Origin of the sequence: Nostoc linckia z4, assembly GCF_002608075.1 — a bacterium.
Lineage (GTDB): Bacteria > Cyanobacteriota > Cyanobacteriia > Cyanobacteriales > Nostocaceae > Nostoc > Nostoc linckia.
On record NZ_LAHA01000038.1, the window covers coordinates 43,876 to 64,912 of the forward strand.

General features: G+C 37.7%; 18 protein-coding genes. 10 read left to right on the forward strand and 8 right to left on the reverse strand.

Translation table 11 applies throughout. The features are described from left to right. Window positions 1-4: 4 nt before the first annotated feature. The 6 genes from VF06_RS25175 to VF06_RS25200 form a co-directional block, all read right to left on the reverse strand. Window positions 5-1,030 (reverse strand): tetratricopeptide repeat protein, encoded by a 1,026-nt coding sequence (locus VF06_RS25175; RefSeq protein ID WP_099071245.1) that lies wholly within the window; start codon window positions 1,028-1,030, stop codon window positions 5-7. Window positions 1,031-1,294: 264 nt separating this feature from the next. Then, complete coding sequence (locus VF06_RS25180; protein ID WP_099071246.1) at window positions 1,295-1,771, reverse strand: tetratricopeptide repeat protein; 477 nt, start codon at window positions 1,769-1,771, stop codon at window positions 1,295-1,297. Window positions 1,772-1,774: 3 nt separating this feature from the next. Next, the gene (locus VF06_RS25185) at window positions 1,775-2,737 is read right to left on the reverse strand and encodes a homogentisate phytyltransferase (protein WP_099071247.1); all 963 of its coding nucleotides are present in this window, start codon (window positions 2,735-2,737) and stop codon (window positions 1,775-1,777) included. A 280-nt stretch (window positions 2,738-3,017) separates the two neighbouring features. Further along, window positions 3,018-3,575: a peroxiredoxin gene (locus VF06_RS25190; RefSeq protein ID WP_099071248.1), complete on the reverse strand. Its 558-nt coding sequence runs from the start codon at window positions 3,573-3,575 to the stop codon at window positions 3,018-3,020. A 57-nt stretch (window positions 3,576-3,632) separates the two neighbouring features. Further along, window positions 3,633-3,875 (reverse strand): regulatory protein SipA, encoded by a 243-nt coding sequence (gene sipA, locus VF06_RS25195; protein ID WP_099071249.1) that lies wholly within the window; start codon window positions 3,873-3,875, stop codon window positions 3,633-3,635. 627 nt (window positions 3,876-4,502) lie between these two features. After that, window positions 4,503-5,006 (reverse strand): Spy/CpxP family protein refolding chaperone, encoded by a 504-nt coding sequence (locus VF06_RS25200; RefSeq protein ID WP_099071250.1) that lies wholly within the window; start codon window positions 5,004-5,006, stop codon window positions 4,503-4,505. A gap of 200 nt (window positions 5,007-5,206) precedes the next feature. Between VF06_RS25200 and VF06_RS25205 the strand changes: the two genes are divergently transcribed. Together VF06_RS25205 and VF06_RS25210 are read left to right on the forward strand one after the other, a co-directional pair. Further along, entirely contained in the window at window positions 5,207-6,472 is a 1,266-nt protein-coding gene (locus tag VF06_RS25205) for a sensor histidine kinase (RefSeq protein WP_099071251.1), read from the forward strand. Beyond that, a complete protein-coding gene (locus tag VF06_RS25210) occupies window positions 6,469-7,134 on the forward strand; it encodes a response regulator (RefSeq protein WP_099071252.1) in 666 nt (221 codons plus the stop codon). The genes VF06_RS25205 and VF06_RS25210 overlap by 4 nt, the downstream gene beginning before the upstream one ends. 309 nt (window positions 7,135-7,443) lie before the next feature. Here the strand turns inward: VF06_RS25210 and VF06_RS25215 are convergent, their stop codons facing one another. Further along, complete coding sequence (locus VF06_RS25215) at window positions 7,444-7,869, reverse strand: nucleoside deaminase (protein WP_099071268.1); 426 nt, start codon at window positions 7,867-7,869, stop codon at window positions 7,444-7,446. A gap of 93 nt (window positions 7,870-7,962) precedes the next feature. On the opposite strand from VF06_RS25215, the gene VF06_RS25220 reads away from it, so the two are divergent. Both VF06_RS25220 and VF06_RS25225 read left to right on the forward strand, forming a co-directional pair. Beyond that, entirely contained in the window at window positions 7,963-8,754 is a 792-nt protein-coding gene (locus VF06_RS25220) for an ion transporter (RefSeq protein WP_099071253.1), read from the forward strand. A gap of 1,105 nt (window positions 8,755-9,859) precedes the next feature. Next, window positions 9,860-12,514 carry a non-ribosomal peptide synthetase gene (locus VF06_RS25225; RefSeq protein WP_244918102.1) on the forward strand — a complete coding sequence of 885 codons (2,655 nt, stop codon included), beginning with the start codon at window positions 9,860-9,862 and terminating at the stop codon, window positions 12,512-12,514. Window positions 12,515-12,756: 242 nt separating this feature from the next. On the opposite strand, the gene VF06_RS25230 is transcribed toward VF06_RS25225, so the two are convergent. Further along, window positions 12,757-13,479: an FkbM family methyltransferase gene (locus tag VF06_RS25230; protein WP_180267559.1), complete on the reverse strand. Its 723-nt coding sequence runs from the start codon at window positions 13,477-13,479 to the stop codon at window positions 12,757-12,759. 757 nt (window positions 13,480-14,236) lie between these two features. Between VF06_RS25230 and VF06_RS25235 the strand changes: the two genes are divergently transcribed. The 6 genes from VF06_RS25235 (at window position 14,237) to VF06_RS25260 (ending at window position 21,007) form a co-directional block, all read left to right on the forward strand. After that, on the forward strand, window positions 14,237-14,653 hold the full coding sequence (locus tag VF06_RS25235) for a hypothetical protein (RefSeq protein WP_099071255.1): 417 nt from the start codon (window positions 14,237-14,239) through the stop codon (window positions 14,651-14,653). 39 nt (window positions 14,654-14,692) lie between these two features. Beyond that, on the forward strand, window positions 14,693-16,867 hold the full coding sequence (locus VF06_RS25240; protein ID WP_099071256.1) for a GumC family protein: 2,175 nt from the start codon (window positions 14,693-14,695) through the stop codon (window positions 16,865-16,867). A 148-nt stretch (window positions 16,868-17,015) separates the two neighbouring features. Further along, window positions 17,016-18,404 carry a hypothetical protein gene (locus VF06_RS25245; RefSeq protein WP_099071257.1) on the forward strand — a complete coding sequence of 463 codons (1,389 nt, stop codon included), beginning with the start codon at window positions 17,016-17,018 and terminating at the stop codon, window positions 18,402-18,404. Between the two features lie 44 nt (window positions 18,405-18,448). Continuing rightward, window positions 18,449-19,765, forward strand: a complete 1,317-nt coding sequence (locus VF06_RS25250) for a flippase (protein ID WP_099071258.1) — start codon at window positions 18,449-18,451, stop codon at window positions 19,763-19,765. Between the two features lie 55 nt (window positions 19,766-19,820). Continuing rightward, entirely contained in the window at window positions 19,821-20,066 is a 246-nt protein-coding gene (locus VF06_RS25255) for a hypothetical protein (RefSeq protein WP_099071259.1), read from the forward strand. Window positions 20,067-20,086: 20 nt separating this feature from the next. Beyond that, a complete protein-coding gene (locus VF06_RS25260; protein WP_099071260.1) occupies window positions 20,087-21,007 on the forward strand; it encodes a glycosyltransferase family protein in 921 nt (306 codons plus the stop codon). The last annotated feature ends 30 nt before the right edge of the window (window positions 21,008-21,037 follow it).

Below are 21,037 nucleotides of genomic sequence, written 5' to 3' on the forward strand. Positions count from 1 at the left end.
GTCACTACTCACCACTCGCCTCAATTTTTTTAATCAATCCATCGATTTGCTCAACCATCTCGTTATTTTCCTCGGCTTGGAATAATTCTCTGGCTTTTTTGAAATTAGCGATCGCTTCTTGTGTTTGTTGTTCTCTTCCCAAAGTAATCCCCAAATTATAGTAAGCGTAGGCATAATCTGGTAAAAGGCTAATGGCTTTTTTATAATGTGCAATGGCTTCTTGGGGTTTACCTCCATCGTCCATTGCGTTTGCTAAACCGGTGTAAGCTTGTGCGTGTTTGGGATCGAGGCGAATTGCTTCGGTATAGTCGGCTATTGCTTGGTCTAGTTTGCCTTGGGCGTAAAAAGCGCTTGCTAAATTATAATGAGCGTCTGCATCTTGAGGATCGATGCTAATGGCTTGTTGGTACTGGGCGATGGCTTCTTCTAGTTTGCCTTCGGCGTACAGTGCATTTCCTAAGGCGTTATAACTTGCGGCATTTTTCGGCTCTAGGCGAATGGCTGTTGTATACTCTGCCATTGCTTCTGCTGACTTCCCTTGAGCATAAAAAGCATTTCCTAAATAATAGTGAGCTGCTGCATCTTGGGGATTGAAGTTAATCGCTTGTTTGTATTCGGCGATGGCTTCTGAAAATTTACCTTGAACGTAGAAAGCATTTCCTAAGAAAAAGTGAGCTTTGGCAAATTTAGGATCGATGCTGATGGCTTTTTGATATTGGGCAATGGCTTCTTGTTGTTTACCTCCATCATCAAGGGTATTTCCCAAAGCTACATAAGCTTCGACAAATTTTGGTTCTATTGCAATTGCTTGGCGAAAAGCCGCTTCTGCTCCTTTTAAATCTCCTTTTTTGTAGAGATTGGCTCCTTGTTCAAAGTTTGTTAGTGCTTTTTTATTATGAGGAAGCGTAGCTTGAAGAGAGTTTTTAACTGTTGCTAAAACAGTGTCAATTTCTTGCCCAAAAGCAACATTCGCACCGCTCAAACCCCAGCAAACAATAGCTATAGCCAGGAAATTATTGATTTTTACCATTGTTATTAATTTACCTATTTTATATGCCAATACGCTTGGTGTTAAGAAAGTTTTTTTATGGAGTAAGGGAATAGGGAACAGGGAATAGGGTAATAAAAAACAGGCTTATCTGAGCCGTATTTTTTTATATATAACTCCTATTTGATTGGGTGAAAATAATCCCGTACACCTAGATTCTCTGAAAACCTATTGCCTCACCGCGCAAATCACTTCACATATCAAACCAGATTCCTATATGCAATTTTTCATATTATTCTCCATTACCTACTCCCCATTTCTAGTTTTCGCATTCATTTTTTCCAACAAATTAGCGATTCTGGCGGCTTTTTCTGGTTGGCGTTGTTTTTGTAATAAATCTTTAGCTTGTTGTAAATTATTTTTTGCTTCTTCTCGTTTATCTTCTTGCATTAAGACATTTGCTAGACGCAAGTAAGCTTCGGGATTTTTCGGGCTGCGGTTAATTACTTCGCAAAATAATTCTTTAGCTTCTGCTGCTCGGTTTTGGCGATTTAAAACATCGCCAAGAAATAAGCGCACCACATCATTAGTAGAATTGAGGGCAATAACTTTGCGAAAAGCGGCTTCTGCACCTTCATAATCTTCTGCTTGAGCGAGATTGATGCCTTTTTGAAATAAATCTGAGGTAATCAAAGTTTTCCAAGCGAAATATCCAAGGATTACCAGACTTATAGTAACTATGATTCCGGCGATAATAGAATTAATTTGCAAGTTTTCTAACATTGTCTAAGCCAAAAGACAGGCGATGGGAAAAATCAGATATTCGATAAAAAAGAGTTTCCAGATAAATTGATAAAACTGGGCGATCGCACTTTTATCTTCTAAGTCTACCCTGAAACTCCGTAACCACATCCAAAGCAGCAATCCTAAATGAGTAATCACCACAAATATCGGGTTAACCGAGGCGACACCAAGCACCGCAACTAAAATTATGCCCAAATAGCACACAGTTATCACCCAAAGAGCGAGATTAAACACAGCTTGGGTGCCGAGTTGGATAGTAAAAGTAGAGATATTGTAAAGGCGATCGCCTTCAATATCGGGTATATCTTTAAAAATGGCAATGGCGAAGGTAAACACCAAAATGAATAACGTCAGCGCCCAAACCGCAGGTACAATTGTTTGGCTTTGCTCAAATGCCCAACTGTAATGTAAATATAATCCCAAATTCACAATCGTACCGCGCACCGAAAAAATACACAGCGCCGCCCAAAACGGAAATTGCTTCAAACGAATTGGCGGTAAAGAATAAGCAGTCCCAATGGCCAAACTAATTGCCACCATACCGAACAAAAATGGCCCAGTTAGCCAAGCTATAATTAGCCCCAAAATGCCAGTAATTCCGACAATTAATTGCCCAGTTTTTCGGGAAAATTCCCCAGAAGCTAAAGGTAAATAGGGCTTATTAACCTTGTCAATTTCCACATCTTCTAATTGATTCAGCCCCACAATATAGACATTGCCACACAAACAAGAAATCCATGCCCCCAACAAAGGCAGTAGAGAATTCGTAGAGACGCGATGAATCACATCTCCACTAACAGCAATAGCAATTAAATATAAACCCAACACACTAAGACTAGTACCAATAATCGTGTGCGGGCGAGAGAATTTCCAAAAAGCCTGCAACCAATCAAAAGAAAATGGAACAGGTTGGCTTGACAAAGAACTGTTTTGAGAATCACTCATGAGTAGCTTGAATACTCTATTCCGGCTTACTCTTAACCATTGTCACAGAAATTGGGCGTTGGGAGTTAGGAGTTGGGAGTTAGGAGTTAAGAGTTGGGAGTTAGGAGTTGGGAGTTGGGAGTTGGGAGTTGGGAATTATTCTCCTTGTCTCCCTTGTCTCCCTTGTCTCCCTCATCTGCAAAAGTCTTTAATATTCACCAACGAGTCTTTGATACTTGTCGATCAAAATTAAGGCGTATGTCCACCCCACAAGTAGTGGTAATTAATTTCTTGGAAGTCCCTAAGAAGACACCGATTGTAATTTTTCTAGTCGTGCTAGTACTTCTGAACTGTGAATAGTGGGGTTAACTTTCACAAAAGTCTCGCGCAAAATCCCTTGAGGATCGATAATAAAACTGTGGCGCATAGATAAGAAACTTAACCACGAACCATAAGCTTTACTCACCGAACCGTCAGTGTCAGCTAACAGAGGAAATTTTAGTCCCTCTGAATCACAAAATTTCGCGTGGGAATCAATGTCATCAGCACTGACACCAAGAATTTGAGTGTTTTTTGCCAGATATTTCGGTAAATCTTCCTGAAAACGACGAGCTTCTATAGTACAACCAGAGGTGAAATCTTTGGGATAAAAGTATAAAACTACCCACTTACCACGAAAATCAGAGAGGGAAATCTTACCATCACCTGTGTTAGTTGGTAAAGTAAATTCTGGTGCGGGTTGATTAATTGCAGGAAGTTTACCACCAAGAGCATTAGCTGTAGGGATAAAATTCAGCCAGCTAATAATAGAAATACAGCTGGCAAGTAATACGCTTATAAAAGTGCGGCGGGAAATCATGGTGTAAACCAGAATGACAACTTTACACAAGTTTACAATTGCTGGTTACTAATAATCTCACTGTGATTCAGATTCAAGAGGGATATCTGTACTTTCGATGTATTGGCTATCTAAGAGAAAGGCTCCTTTAGCAAAGCGAATACCCCAATATCCACCTGGTCTCCGGTCAATGACTGTACCCTCCTCACCAATGTGAATCACATCAGGGGGGCGGAGCATGGGCATAGGTTCGGCAGTTTTGACGTAAGGTGGTAGTGCTACAACGCGGACTTTACTACCAATAGAAAATTCTTTAGACATGATAAAAAAGCTAGATTCAAGGTAGGGAATGGGTAATGGGAAATGGGGAACCTTCCCGTAATTGACTAGCTTCTAATAAAAATATGGGGAGTAGTGGTTTAGCGATGCCAAACCACTACGGGGTTTAGGGGTCAAGAGATTTTTCTACTCTTGTTCTGTTTGTTATAGTAGCAACTCACAGTAGTTAATGCAACTGGGCTAACCTAAAATTTTTCAAATTTCTAGTTTGATTTGAAAATCATGTTGAGTGATGACATGATATTAGATACCCCAACACCCTTAAAAAGCAGCAGGGCTGTTTTATTCCCCAATAGGGAAAGGGAAAGGAGTTCGATTGTTTCTCCTTTCCCATCTTCTGCAAGAAGTCTGTATAATTTTTTAATTTTGATATTAAGGGATTAATAAAACCGAGATATAAAAGGCATTCTTAATCCCAAATCTCAAATCCAAAGTATGCGGGGAGAAAGATTTGGGGAAGCGGTAGAAGGTTGCATCATAAATTTATTTTGAAAAAGGGAGTGGGAAGTAGGTTAGATTCCTTTTTCATTTATGGTTGTGGGATTTACTATCCTGAGCTAGTTTCGGATGAGATGGGCGATATTGCCCATCCCAAACTATTGTTCAAGATTATTGAGTATTGCGTTGTTGACGACGCTGTTTGAAGTTTTGCTGGATTTGTTCGAGTTTTTGCCGCTGTTCGGGGGTTAAAACTGCTTGAACTTGTTGTTTTTCGGATTCTCGGATTTGTCGGATTTGAGTTTTTTGTGCTTCAGTGAGATTTAATTCTGCAAAGTTCTTCCATCCACCGCGACGCTGACCGGGTTGACGTTGACCTTGTTGACCGGCTTGGCGCTGAGCTTGACGCGCTTGCTTAGCAGCTTCTAATTTTGCTTTTTGTTCTGGAGTGAAAACTGCTTCAATTTTGGCGCGACTGTCTCGGCGAATTGTCTGAATTTGGTTTTTTTGTGCATCGGTTAGCCCTAATTCTGCCCAGGGGCCCTTTGGTTTTTGTGGAGTTTGTGCGAGTTGCAGGGGTGAGGGAGAAGCTGTTTGAGCTACTACAGCAAAGGAAGTTGCACTTAAACTTAAAGCGATCGCTCCAGCAATTAATGATAATGTTTTGAGTTTCATTATTTATTTCGTGGTTCTTGCCTGTGTGGATGCCACCATCATAAGAATTTAGATTCAAAACTTACATGAGGAGAAAGTCACGGTTATGCCTATGACTAAAGTCATGATTCAATTATGACTAATGTGACTGACAATAATAGAAGTTGAGAGTTAAGAGTTAGGAGTTAGGAGTTAAGAGTTAACAATCAGGTGTTATCATCATGAATCCTCTAATTCAAATTAAAAAACATCCTTTTCCATCTCTACTTTATTTAGAATGGATATTATTGACAATTACGGCTGTAATAGCAGTTATCCCACCTCCTTTACGACGGTTTCGTCCGAGACGGGCAGAGCTATCAATTTGTGGAACATTTCCAGATTTGTCAGTGTGTAATTTCTTACCAGAATTGTCAATTTATAGCCTGGTTATTTTTGCATTAATGGGGTTATGGTTACCCCAAAACAATCGTAAAAGTAAATTAACATACACAGCTATTCAAATTTTCTTGATTTTATTGACTGGACTTTTTGGTGAAAGATTTGCTCGGCTTTTTCCCTTTCTTTATATAATTTTAGTGACTCGTAGTTGTCTAATTTTTCAGTTACCTGGACGTTTATTCATGACGAGTCTGTCATTTACTTTATTTTTATTGACCACACAATTAAAATATCAATTATTCAGTTTTCAATCTTCACCGCAAGCTCAAGAGCGTTTTCGATTTCTAAGTTTAAATTGGTCATTAGTGTTTGGTCTGAGTTTAGTTTTCGTGTTGTTGATGATGAATGCTGTGTTATCTGAACGCTACAGTCGCGAAAAACTTGCCATTGCTAATGAAAAACTTCGCCAATATGCTATGCGAATAGAAAATCAAGCCACCTTGGAAGAACGCAACCGCATTGCTCGCGAGATTCATGATTCATTAGGACACTCACTAACTGCTTTAAATCTCCAATTAGAAACTGCTTTAAAACTGTGGCAATCGAATCCAGTTAAGGCTGAAACATTTCTAGCAACTGCAAAGGAATTAGGTTCAAAAGCGCTCAAAGATGTGCGTCAATCTGTTTCAACTATGCGTTCTAATCCTTTACAAGAACAGTCTTTAGAACTGGCGATCGCTGGTCTTGTAGAAAATTTTCATCACTCAAATGGTATTCTCCCAATTTATAAAATCAATCTCGAATATTCTTTACCTCCTGACATCAATACTGCTATTTATCGGATTATTCAAGAATCTTTGACTAATATTTCTAAATATGCTTCTGCCACAGAGGTTAAAATAGAACTCACTGGCATTAGAAATAATTTAAGATTAATAATTCAGGATAATGGTAGAGGTTTTGATATTAGACAAAATACCACTGGTTTTGGGCTTCATAGTATGCGCGATCGCACTTTAGCCCTGGGAGGTGAATTTAATATTAACACCACTCCTGGTTCTGGCTGCAAAATTATAGTTAATATCCCCTTAACGAGGTTTATATGAGTATTAAAGTATTGCTAGTAGATGACCAAAGTTTAATTCGTCAAGGATTAAGAGCTTTATTAGAATTAGAACCAGATTTAGAAATAGTAGGTGAAGCCGAAAACGGTAAAGAAGCAATTAATTTTGTTGCTCAATTTCAGCCAGATGTCGTATTATTAGACATCAGAATGCCGATTATGGATGGAGTTGCAGCCACACGAGAAATCCAAAAACATTTTAGCAAAACCAAGATTTTAGTACTTACAACTTTTGATGATAATGAATATGTTTCCGCAGCTTTGCAAAATGGCGCAATGGGTTATTTATTGAAAGATACACCCTCAGAAGAATTAGCTGTTGCTATTCGCGCTGTTTATAAAGGATATACTCAATTAGGCCCAGGCATAGTTAAAAAACTGTTGACCCAGTTTTCTGAGGCTACACCAATTCAGTCACCACCCATACCATCTGGTTTAACTGAACTCACTCCCAGAGAAAAGGAGGTTTTGCGGTTAATTGCTACAGGTGCTAGTAACCGAGAAATTGCTCAGGAACTCTACATTTCTGAGGGGACAGTAAAAAACCACGTTACCAATATTTTAAACAGATTGAATTTGCGCGATCGCACTCAAGCTGCAATTTGGGCAAATAGTTATTTATCTTATTTGAATGAGCCAAATTAAAAATAATTATTATAATAGAAATTTAGTTGATTTGGAGAATTACTCGTAGAAGTAGGGAACAGGTAACAGAACTCCAAAAAATAAATTGTTCCGATTCAGGTCGTTGGCTGTTGACTACTGACTGTCAACCATCAAGAGTTAACAGTCTTCTGTGGAATATTTTTTTCCTTGGAAGTCCCTAACAGCTTTCAAAACCTCCCAAAATACTGGGTTCAGAGCAACTAAATTTATTTATTAGGACTTACGCAACTGGTTAAGTCTGGGGTATTGAACTGTTGCCCGTTCCCTGTTCCCTGTTTTCTTTGAAAATTATTTAAATAACTCCAAGCATTCTTTTTTTAAAACACCTTTAGTTACTTTGATGTTTGTAAATGACTGAGCAATCACTTCTTCGCAAGATATATTAATTTGTGATTGATTAACCGAGATTAAATCTTGGATTGAAGCACCATAGATAATTTCTGATAAACCACTCCAAACACAAGCAGTTGCACACATCGGACAAGGTTCACCAGTGGTATATATGCTATAACCTTCTAAAGAGGGGTTTTTAAGTTTAGCTGTTAAACTCCGAATGACGTTGATTTCTGCATGAGCGGATGGATCGTTATCTCTTTTGACAGTATTATGACCTATGGCAACAACTTCGTTATCTTTAACAATTACTGCACCGTAAGGCGCATCACCTTTTTTGGCTTCTGCCAATGCTAAATGCATAAAATATTCTGAGTTCATATAACCTGGAGATAACATCAAGACAACACAATGTTTAATCATATCCTATTCCGAATGTTATTCCTATGAAGTAAAATTAGTTAACGGTCGAATATGTTATTGACTAGAAAAACAACAGATTTTTACTTAAAAGACTTGGAAACACCATTAGGTCAAGCCATTAATTTAACACTTGCAGTATTGGTGTTAATTTCATCAGGAATTTTTGTTGCAGAAACTTATAATATTCCTGATTCTGTTCGCTTTCAATTGAGCGTAGCGGATACTGCGATCGCCATTATTTTTCTAATAGAATATTTACTCCGTCTCTGGAGTGCAGAAAATAAAAGTAAGTATATTTTTAGTTTTTATTCGATTATTGATTTAATGGCAATTTTACCATTATTTCTCGGAATAGTAGATATCAGATTTATCCGCTTACTGCGATGGTTTAGAATTTTACGATTAATTAGATTTATAGATAGAAAATATTTATTCGCCAGTATCAGCACCGAAGATGGCTTGATTTTTGCGCGAATATTATTTACATTATTTGCCATTGTCTTTGTTTACTCCGGCTTAATTTATCAAGTCGAGCATCCGGTTAATCCTGAAAAATACGCTACATTTTTGGATGCATTTTATTTCTCTGTTGTCACAATGACAACTGTCGGATTTGGCGATGTAATCCCCATTTCAAAATTAGGACGCTTGCTAACAGTATTGATGATTTTTACAGGAATAGCCTTGATTCCTTGGCAAGTAGGAGATTTGATTAAGCAAGTGGTGAAAACAGCCAATCAAGTACAAACAGTGTGTTCAAATTGTGGTTTAGCTTTCCACGATATTGATGCTGTGTTTTGTAAAAGCTGTGGAACTAAGTTACCCAGTCGAAGGGTTAATTGACCAAACAAGGCAAAAGTTTTAGCCGAATATAATTTCCTACCACACAAGCAAAATCTACCTGCACGAACTAATTAAAAATCAAGATTTTTAACACGCAGGTGGGTTTTGTTTGTATAGCCGCAACTTCTAGTGGTCTACCAACCCAAAAATACGCTTGTGAGGGATTTAAAACCTTTCCCCTTTCCCCTTTCCCCTTTAAAGAGCCAAGTAAACTTGGCGAACTACTAGTCCCTTAAGACAAAATTGATATTAATGTCATTTTTAATACAAATATCTAACAATATAATGATGATTTTATGTCTTGAGAAGTAAGGCTAGAGCGATATTAGCTTGATTTAATGGTTTAGTTTAGTTGAATTTTCACTAATTCAACAACAAACATCGGCTCTCAATTAGATATTTTGAAGATTATTTAAAGGCTTCGATCCTGAATTTTACAAAAAAATCAATTTAAAAGCTCTAAAACGCGTTTAATATCTTAGATAAAAATTCAGCACCAAAGATAAACTAGTGCCTTACAAAAGTTTTCTAAAAAATAGTATCTGCTGGTGAGAATTGATAATCGATAAGGGACTTCCAGAAAATGAATGAATCAATTGATTTAAACGATAGTTTTCTTTCTCTCCATAATTACAGACCGATTGCTTATTTCTTTTATAGGATTCGTATTTGATTTTTGTTAAGCTAGGTACACTTTGATTCTTTCTGACCTATTCCCTATTCCCTGTTAAGAGTTCCCTTCCTATCGCGCTTGCGCTGCGCGAACGCGCACCACACAAAGAATTTCAGCGAATCAAAGCGGATTCCTATAGTTTTAAGTTTCTAACCGTTCTAAGAGTTTGTTTGAAAAGTCTAAATTAATACCAGCCTCGGCCATTAAAAATCGTGGCTATACAGACAAAAGCTACCGTTACTGGGTTTCAAACCCTTGATTTTTCAGTAAGTGCAGGCGGACTTCTCTAAAATACGCTACACGAACGCCTGTGTAGTAGGGAATTATATTAGCCTTAGTCATTAGTCACTATTACCTAACCACACAAGTAATTTCTCCAAATCAAACCGATTGCTATATCAACAATTTCGTGAGGTATTCAAAATATTAGAAATGAGTACTAATAATAATTTAGAGCAAATCAATCTCAGAAATAGTCAAGTTAGTCAAACATCTGCTCCACATCAATGTATTCATCAGATGTTTGAAATTCAGGTAGAGCGATCGCCCCAAGCAACTGCTGTAGTATTTGAAAATGACCAACTGTCTTATGAGCAGTTAAACCAACAAGCAAATCAACTGGCGCATCACCTACGTACTTTAGGCGTTAAATCTGAGGTGCTTGTTGGTATTTACCTGGAACGGTCTTTAGAAATGGTGGTAGGACTGTTGGGAATTCTCAAGGCCGGAGGTGCATACTTACCTCTAGACCCAGCATATCCATCAGAACGTTTAACTTATATCTTAAAAGACAGCCGGATATCAGCGATCGTCACCACACAGCAATTAGTAAGTAGTTTACCCGATGGTATAACCCACATCGTTTGTCTGGATTCAGATTGGCATGTGATTAGTGAGAACAATCGAGAAAATCTCGTTTGTAATACCACCCCTGATAACTTGATATATACGATTTACACTTCTGGTTCTACAGGACAACCCAAAGGTGTAATGATTACTCATGGTGGGATTTGCAACCAAATTACCTGGAGACAAACAACTTTTAGATTGACTCCAGCAGACAAAGTTTTACAAAACATTTCTTTGAGCTTTGACCCTTCCGTGTGGCAGATTTTCTGGCCTTTGTGTTGGGGAGCGCAATTGATTATGGCTCGTCCTAGTGGAAATCTAGATAGTAGATATCTTGTTGAGTTAATTCTCCAACAGCAAATCACTGTTATGGCTTTAGTACCTTCCATGCTGCGAGTATTACTGGAAGAGAAGCAAATTGAGAATTGTCAATCTCTCAGACACATTACTTGCGGTGGCGAAGCTTTACCTGTGGAACTCATAGAACGTTTCTTTACGAAATTGAACTTAGACGACGTTCTATATAATTGCTATGGCCCGACAGAAGCTTCCATTGATGCCACTTTTTGGAAATGTCATCGCAATAGCAATTATCTCATTGCTCCCATTGGTTGCGCGATCGCCAACACACAGATTTATATCCTGAATGAAAATTTGGAACCTGTAGCTATTGGTCAATTAGGGGAACTACATATTGGCGGTGCTGGACTTGCTCGTGGTTACCTCAACCGTCCCCACCTCACCAATGAAAAATTTATTCCCAACCCTTTGAGCAATGAGCCAAAAGCAAGATTATATAAGACCGGTGATTTAGCCCGTTACCTTGATAATGGCAACATTGAGTTTCTCGGTCGCCTTGACAATCAAGTTAAGGTGCGGGGTTTTCGCATCGAACTTGCAGAAGTTGAAGCAATTCTCGCACAACACCCAGGCATACAACAGACTGTGGTCATAGCAAGAGAAGATAACCCCGGCGACCAGCGATTAATAGCCTATATTGTTCCCAAGAAAGAACAGACACCTACCTTTACTGAACTACGTGAATTTCTCAAACAAAAACTACCTTATTACATGTTGCCAAACTCTTTGGTAGTCTTAGATGCTCTACCTTTAACTCCCAATGGAAAAGTAGACTCACGCGCTCTCAGGGTCTCTAACCAAAACATACAACCATCAAACAAGATTTTTGTACCTCCCCGCGATGAATTAGAACTAAGGTTGACAAAGATTTGGGAAAAAGTTTTAGGTATCCAACCCATGAGTATCAAAAATAATTTCTTTGATATGGGAGGACATTCCTTACTTGCAGTACGCTTGTTTGCAGAAATTGAGAAGACTTTTGGTAAAAATCTACCTTTGGTTACCCTCCTACAAGCTCCTACTATTGAGGAACTAGCTAACATCTTACGCCAACCAGAATGGGTAAAGCCTTGGTCTTCCTTAGTACCAATTCAACCCAATGGTTCTAAACCTCCTTTTTTTCTTGTCCATGCCGTAGGTGGTAACATTCTTTCTTACTGCGATTTAGCACGCCATTTGGGTTTAAATCAACCAGTTTATGGGCTACAAGCTCAAGGTTTGGATGGAAAAACTGCCCCACACACCAGAATCGAAGATATGGCAGCTCAATACATCAAAGAAATACGTACCATCCAACCCAATGGCCCTTATTTTTTGGGAGGGGCTTCCTTTGGGGGTACAGTAGTTTTCGAGATGGCTCAACAACTCTATGCCCAAGGTGAAAAAGTCGCTTTGCTATCGTTGTTCGATAGTGCTGGATTGAATAATTTACCCACCACATTCTTTGATTTAATTTCTGGGCATGTAAATAATCTTGCACAACTCAAACCTCAAGAACAACTAGTCTATATCTGGCAAAGGTTAAAGTGGCAAATCTGCAAAAGAATCGCCAAGCCTATTCATCAACTTTCTCTGATATCAGGTAATGTGGAACGTTCGCCTCAAACTCTACACAATCTGAGTGTTTTAGAAGCTAACATCCACGCCAGCAAAAACTACGTACCGCAAGTTTATCCCAGCCATATCACCCTGTTTCGAGCCAAATTAAGATCTTCAAGATATTACTTCGATCCTCAAGGGGGCTGGGGCGGACTGGCTTCGCAGGGTATAGAGATTCATGAAATTCCCGGAGACCACAACAGCATACTTATAGAACCCCATGTACAAGTTTTAGCGGAAAAATTAAAAGCTTGTTTAGATCGGGTTCAGAGTCTTTAAAAAACCACAATCCCTGCTAGTAGTTCGCCAAGTAAGCTTGGCTCTTTAAAGGGTAAAGGGTAAGGGGGAAGGGGGAAAGGTTTTAAATCCCTTACCCTTTTCCCTTTCCCCTTTCCCCAGCCCTCACCCAGCATTTTTGGGTTGGCAGACCACTACATTAGTGTGGTTGTTAACCGTTAACTGTTAACGGTCAACAGTCAAGAATCTAATAGAGTTAATCTGCAACTTAAATGCAAAACAGCTTATACGTCTTTGAAAAACGTATAATTTCCATTACCTTGAGCATACACAAGTGAATAGCCAAATTGCAGGAGACTAGCTACAGACTCTTTGATCCTGTCCCTATAGTTTGTATCTAAAGGATTGAAGCATTCATCGTATTCAACGCATAGTATTTTAATATCCAATTCGTCTTCAATAATGGAGTTTACAACCTTATACTCGGCTCCTTCAATGTCTAGTTTGAGTAAGTCGAGATGAGTGTGTCCATTCTTGTGCATCACGTTTGCCAGTCTATCTACCTGAGCTACGAAAAACTCTTGAGTTTTTTGTAGATTTAAGGCAGAGTGTGATACGTGCGCTGAATCTTTTGGAGCGTAAAATCTTAGTTTTTCCTCTCGATCCCACAGTCCTATATCAAAAAAATGATACTTATCATAATGTGCGGCCTTTTCTCGAACGTGCTTGATTGCACGAGGAGTAGGATCGAAAGCATAGATGTTACAGTTAAATTCTTCTATCAACCCCAAGTCAAATGTAATGTCTTCCCCACAACCAACGCAATAACATATAGAATTTGGGTTGAGTAGCTCTTTCGGAACTACCCAACCACCATAATCTGTGCCTATATGTAATAAATCCTTGCGTGATAAGATTTTTGTACCAGTTATTTCATCTATGCTCAGTAGATGAAATATGCTGTGAAATACTTTCTGAAATACCCCAGAAACCAGTTGTGTTTTCACGTTTTCCCCTGCTCTATTTCTGAGTGATATTAACTTTATATTACATGTTCGTTAGTAACAATAAGAGTTACTTGCAAAATATAAAATCTATCTATAGATATATTATTAAATATTTTATTTCCAGAGAAAAATATTAATTGGAATATCTATTTATAAAAAAGTATTGAAAAAAAGAAAAAGTATAAATATATACAGAAACGCCTAAAAAATTCTATTTTTTATTTCTTTGGGTATACGTACAATTCAGCAGACATAATGCTACTTTCTTAAGAGTAAGAGAACAAAACTTTCCTGGAAAACAGGATAAAAAGTATTTTTTCAGCTTTGGTCAAGAAAAGTCTGAAACATTAAGGTATTTATAAAATATGCACTCCTTGGTGGTTAATATTAATCTCCATTTACCCTATATATAACGACGACGAAATCTCCCAGTTAGAAGTTTATTTAATTGTTGACACAGGAAAAAAGAAGATATAAGATTCATGAAACATGATTAGTGATTTCCCCAAGTATTTGACTGTAATTAAATAACTGACGTTGAATGTGAATTAAGTGTTGAAATCCTAAGAATTTGGTTGTTCATTCCAAAACCATGACTTTGGAAAATTTGCAAAACACTTGAGGCATGAGAGACGTTTTTAATTCACATCAGACGCAACTGATGTTTGACTAGGGAGTTGGGCTTTGACGATTTTTGATATCTCAGTCCCTCCAAATAACCTGATCGATGGTGTGTCTACCGATGAGTGAGGTTTAATTGCAGAATAAGTGTCACCAAAATCGGAAACGTTCAAAGCGTCGGGCTATTTACTGTCTCATTCATGAATGCTACTTGCATAGTGTAAGTCAAAAGTACAAATTGTATGCAGATCGAGTAGGACAACTCCAACAAAGGGGAATAGGACGCCAGAATGCACTCATTTTAGTGGCAACTAAAACAGCTATTCCGTTAGAAAATGAATGGTTAGAAGCATTTTGGTGCGATCGCTGTCAGGAAACAAAATGGTATCACGTCAAGAAATACGATCGCACCTATGAGGTGGCGATCGCATCCCCACAACTGTGGCAACAAGTAAGTGGTGTTATTCATCCCCAAGGAAACCCTTCCGTAGGAGAGTTTACTAAAAGACAAGCCCGCACAGTCGGCTATAGGTCTAGCAAAGATTTCCGGTAAAGAGTTTAAATCTATCAATACAATTAATATCTTGCCATTATGGAGTCTAAACCAAACTTTGAAGAGATAGATTTTCAAAAATATCTACTCGTTTTACAACGACGCTGGATTCCTACAGTGGGAATTTTTACAATAGTTACGAGCTTTGCAACCTTATTTGCATTCTCATTGAAAGCATCATATAAAGCAGATGGAAGTTTGTTGATTAGGACGAATGAAACTTCCTCACTCACTGGTTTGGGAGAAGCTATAGGAAAGCTAGAGTCTTTAACTACTACAAATAATCCTTTAGAAACCCAGGCAAAGATTGTAACATCTGTTCCGGTTCTTCAAGAAACTATTAGAACACTTAACCTTAAAGATAATCAAGGTGAACCGTTGAAAATTCGGGATTTTGCTCAAAAACTGAAAATAGAAAATGCCAAAGGAACTGAGATTTTATTAATTTCCTACACAGATAACGATCCAGTTTTAACTGCCGAAGTTGTCAACCAACTGATGAAAGTTTACATCAGGAATAATATAGAAGCTAATCGAGCTGAAGCAGCTTCAGCCCGGAAATTTATCGGTCAAGAAATACCTACTACTGAAGCGGCTGTCAAAGAAGCCGAGTCGAACCTGCGTAAATTCAAAGAGGAAAATAAAATAATTGCTTTGGAAACAGAAGCATCTATAGCAGTGCAGACAATTTCTAGCTTAGAACAGCAAATTTCTGAAGCCCAAGCTCAATTTGTTAATGTTAACGCCAGGGCACAAAAATTACAATATCAAGCAAGTATTAATTCACAACAATCTGTGACCTTTGCCTCCTTGAGTCAAATACCTGGAATTCAGCAAGTAGTTACTCAACTCCAAGAAGCAGAAGATCAGTTAGCGATTGAGCAAAGCCGTTTGCAGCCAACGCATCCTATGATTATCAACTTGGAAGAAAAAATTACCGCCCTTAACAACTTGCTACAAAATCGCATCAACCAAAACATAGGTAATAATCAGCAAATTCCTGCGGAAAATTTACAGATAGGAGAACTACGGCAAAGGTTGATTGAAGATTTTGCGCGCACTGAAACCGAACGTGTTGGTTTAGCCAAACAAATTACCGAGCTATCTAATAAGTGGTACGCTTACAAAAAACGAGTAAATGTTTTACCCAGACTGGAACAAACCCAGCGCCAGCTTGAGCGAAAGTTGAAAGCAGCTCAAACAACTTACGAAGCGCTATTGACAAAACTGCAAGAAGTCCAAGTAGCAGAGAATCAAAATATTGGAAATGCCCGCATCATCTCACCTGCGTTAATACCAGATCAATCCTCCGGCCCTCGCAAATTGATCGTTATAGCGGCCGGTGGAGTTCTCGGTGTGATAGTTGCTCTGATTGCTGCTTTCACTTTAGATCTAATTGACAGCTCGGTGAAGACATTGAAAGAAGCTAGAGAATTATTCCAATACACCCTACTAGGGGTGATTCCTTCAGTGGGTAGGAATATTAAAAGGAATTATCTAGAACAACAAATTCCCAGAATCATTGGTAGAGAAATTCCTCACCATCCTGTTGGTGATGCATACCAAATGCTGCAAGCTAATTTACAGTTTCTCAATTCTGATAAAAAACTAAAAGCGATCGTAGTTACTAGTTCTGTACCTCAAGAGGGCAAGTCTGAGGTGGCTGCAAATTTAGCTGTGACAATGGCTCAATTGGGACAACGAGTACTACTAGTGGATGCCAATATGCGCCATCCCATACAGCATCATATTTGGGAAATAACGAATGCAGTCGGGCTATCGAATGTCATGGTTGACCAAGTTGCTCTGAATGTAGCTATACAGCAACCAATACCAAACCTCTACGTTCTACCTTCGGGAGTTGTACCTCCCAACCCAGTAGCATTGTTAGATTCTCAGAGGATGGCTGGACTAGTCAATTCTTTTACCCAGGAGTACGATTTCGTAATTTTCGATACCCCCCCCCTGGCGGGAATGCTAGATGCTGCGGTTTTAAGTAAATTAGTTGACGGTATCTTGTTGGTAGTTCGTCCTGGAGTGATTAACTATGACACCGCCAATGCAGCGAAAGAATTCCTCAGACAATCAGGGCAACAAGTTCTAGGGATGGTGATTAATGGTATGAATATCAAACGAGAGCCTGATAGTTATTTCTACTATTCTAGAAAATCAATTGAATCAAATGTGTCACGAAATTCTCTACCTCTAAAATAAAATTGATTGGGAATTATTACAGATATTTAAACTGTTGAAAAAGATAGGTTGGGAAAATCAAGGCTCAGGGACAAAAACCTTTACAGTTATCTAAAAAATAGCTTTGTCGGACTATAAAACTGAAAATTTTCACCAATTTGCTTGCATAATGAAGAAAATATTTGAAACAGATTGGCTAGCTTCTCAACCGATTTTTTACAATGAATTAACGGGAAAAGTAAGTGAAAATATAAATGATGTTATAGATTTTCAAAATTTTGATTTTCATCCAGAAGGCTTAAATAACTACCTTGATTTTGGTTACTCTATATTGGAGCAGACTCCGATAAAGCACGTTAAATTTCTCAGACATTCATCTAAATTGCTGATTAATGATAATGGCAAAATTGAAGTGCAATATCTAGACGATCCTGTAGAAAAATGGATAGGTAAAACTGTAAAAGAAAATGATGTATTTCATTTACTTTATCAATCAGTACGTAATTGGGAAGAATCAGTTGAGGGAGAAATTGTTATTCCAACTAGCGGTGGCTACGACTCTAGATTATTAAATTTTCTGGTAAGTAATAAGTCCCGGATTCGTTCTTTTACTTATGGCATTTCAGATAATCAATTAAAATCTGTTGAAGTAGTTTATGCCAAAAAATTATCAGAAATTCTGGGAACTCGATGGGAGGCGATCCAATTAGGTGAATTTCATTCATATTTTAGACAATGGAATGAATTATTTGGAATTTCTACTCATGCACATGGTATGTATCATATAGAGTTCTATCATCAGATGATTTCAAAGCTCAAGGGCAATAATCCTTTTTTGAGTGGAATAGGTGGCGACTGGTGGTCTGGGTTGGTTCCTTATCAAGATAAGATAGTTCACCCGAAAGATTTATATAAAATAGCATATACACATAACTTACATGCTACTAGCGAAGCTTCTTTACTCAAATCAAAACAAGAATTACTGCATACCTATTATGAATCTCAACGCGAACAATTGCAGGAATGGAATTTTCAAATATTATTGATGGCAAGAATGAAAATAATTTTGATTTCTTATTTAATTAAAGTTCCGAAAATATTATTTGGATTTAATACTTGGGCCCCATTATTAGAACCAGAAATTGCACTTTCCATACTTGGATTATCTCCTGAACGTCGAAGAAACCGTTTGTGGCAAAAGGATTTTTTTCAACAACATGGTTTAAATTTAGAGTCAAAAAAATTATATTTTAGCCGATACAATACCCTAAATTATCAGGCAATGGAACGAATTCCTTTAAAGCCATTAGATGTTGATTTACTTAGACAAATAATCAAACCAGCATACGTCCAGTGGATTAACAATCAAATAACACAACAAAAATTTTTTGATAAGTTTTTATCGAAAATGTATCAAACTCCAAAAATTGGAGGAGCTTTATGGCGATTAGGCATTAGAGATCGACGATTAACAGCCTACGCTGCCTATTTAACTCTTAAGCCTCTGGAAAACTTGCTCAAGATAAAAGAAATGTCTGAAAGCGATCGCTATGCCTAATTTTTCATTCTTTGTTAACTAAACCATGAGCAAATTTGAAACTTATGCTCAGCAAATTTAAACTTCAGCAGTTATCACTCCTCAAATCTCGCTCTGGTCTGCGTGCAATTATTACAAATACAGGATGGTTGTTTGCCGATCGCATTCTGCGTATGGGTGTAGGTCTAATTGTGGGGGTCTGGGTCGCACGGTATTTAGGAGTACACCAATATGGCCTTTTTAACTATGCCACTGCCTTTGTTGCCTTATTCAGTTCATTTGCCACACTAGGGCTAGACAATGTAGTAGTTCGGGACATTGTGCATGATTTATCACATAAAGAAAAAATTTTAGGGACAAGTTTTTGGCTGAAATTGTTCGGTGGAGTCAGTTGTTTATTATTAGCAGTTAGTACCATATATGTATTACGCCATGATGACAAAATAACTATCTGGCTAGTAGCAATTTTAGGAACCGCAGGAATATTTCAGGCTTTCGACACAATTGACTTTTGGTTTCAGTCTCAAGTGCAATCGAAGTACACTGTAGTTGCTAAAAATACAGCGTTTATTATTACTACTTTAATCAAGATAGCTTTGATCCAGATGCAAGCATCATTGATTGCTTTTGCCTGGATGACAGTTGTAGAGATAGGGTTAGGTGCGATGGGTTTGGCGATGGCTTACAACATCAAAGGCTACTCGTTCCGATTGTGGCGTTGGAGTTTTCCGGTTGCCAAGACTCTTCTCAAAGACAGTTGGCCTTTGATTCTTTCTGGTCTGACAATCATGATTTACATGAGAATTGACCAGATTATGCTAGGAGAAATAATTGGCGATGGTGCTGTTGGAATTTACTCGGCTGCATCTCGTATTTCTGAAGTTTGGTATTTTATCCCCACAGCAATTGTTTCTTCCGTATCTCCAACAATTTTTGCAGCCAAACAGAATAATGAAGAAGTTTATTATCAGCGCATTAAACAATTATTGGGTCTGATGGTGCTGATTTCTATAGCCATAGCACTACCAATGTCATTCTTATCCGGCTCGATAATTACCATGCTGTTTGGCAATGATTACGCACCTGCGGCGGGCATATTATCAATTCATATTTGGGCTTCTTTGTTTGTCTTCATCGGAGTAGGGACATCCCCCTGGTTTATTGCTGAAGGTTTGACTCATCTTTCATTACGTAGAACTTTGGTTGGGGCAATTATTAACGTGGTATTAAATCTATTTTTAATTCCTACTTATGCTGGAGTGGGAGCGGCGATCGCTACTGTAATTTCTTATGCATTTGGTTCATTTTTAGTTAATGCTATGCATCCAAAAACTCAGAAAATATTTAATATTCAAATTAAATCTCTTTTCATATTTCGATAATCTTCTTTTTTGATTAGCTGACTTTCAATCATCATCTAATTTGGAGTTAAATAACATGAAATATCAATTTTTGTCCTTAAAAAGAAGCATATTTGAAACCTTTCAAAATCCCAAATACTCTAGACCAGCATTAAATAATTTAGATCAGAAATTAGAAAAATATCTGAATTTAACAAATGGTTTTTTTATTGAAGCTGGTGCTAATGTCTTTTTTGATGAAGTCAATTCTTTTTTAAAATCTTCATATCAATTAGTTGAAAAACTCTCGTTCCATGATTATCTTTATCAAATTAAAGAATAGTAAATCATCATCCCATAGTTATGAAAAAACCAATTGTTTTGATAATTTTTAAGCGCCCAGATACTACTAAAAAAGTATTTGAAGCTATTCGTCAATCGAAACCCAAAAAACTTTTTGTAATTGCAGATGCGGCGCGCACCGACCGTCCAGGTGAAGCAGAAAAATGTGAAGCTACTCGTGCAGTTGTTGAGCAAGTTGATTGGGATTGCGAAGTGAGTGCTAACTACTCTGATGTCAACTTAGGCTGTGCTAAAAGAATTTCCAGTGGTTTAAATTGGGTTTTTGAGCAAGTTGATGAAGCAATTATTTTAGAAGATGATTGCGTACCTCATCCTACATTTTTTCCCTTTTGTGAAGAATTGCTTGATAAGTATAAATATGATAATCGAATTGCCTCAATTTCTGGACAAAATGTTCAGTTTGGCCGGAAAAGAACTGATTATAGCTACTATTTTTCACGCTATAACCATTGCTGGGGATGGGCAACTTGGAAACGTGCTTGGCAGGACTTCGACATTTATATGAAAAACTGGCCAGAAATTCAAAAAGAAAATTTTTTAAATGATATATTATTAGACCGCAAAGCAGTTAGTTACTGGCAGAACAGACTTCAGCATGTCTATGATAATCCTTTAAGCACAGTTTGGAGTTATCAATGGACATTTGCTTCCTGGATACAAAATCGTTTAGGCATTATTTCTAATGTAAATTTAATTTCTAACATTGGATTTAATACAGACTCAACTAATATTAATTTCAAGCAAAAAAGTCCACACGATAATATGCCGACAGAACCACTAGAGTTCCCTCTCAAGCATCCACCATTTGTATTTCGAGATACTAAGGCAGATGATTTTACCCAAAGGACTTTATTTAACGAAACTCAGTGGCAAGTCTTCAAGCAGAAAATTAAGAAGATGTTACAAACTTATAAATATTAATCATCAGCAAGGTATTTTCATACCCTGGTT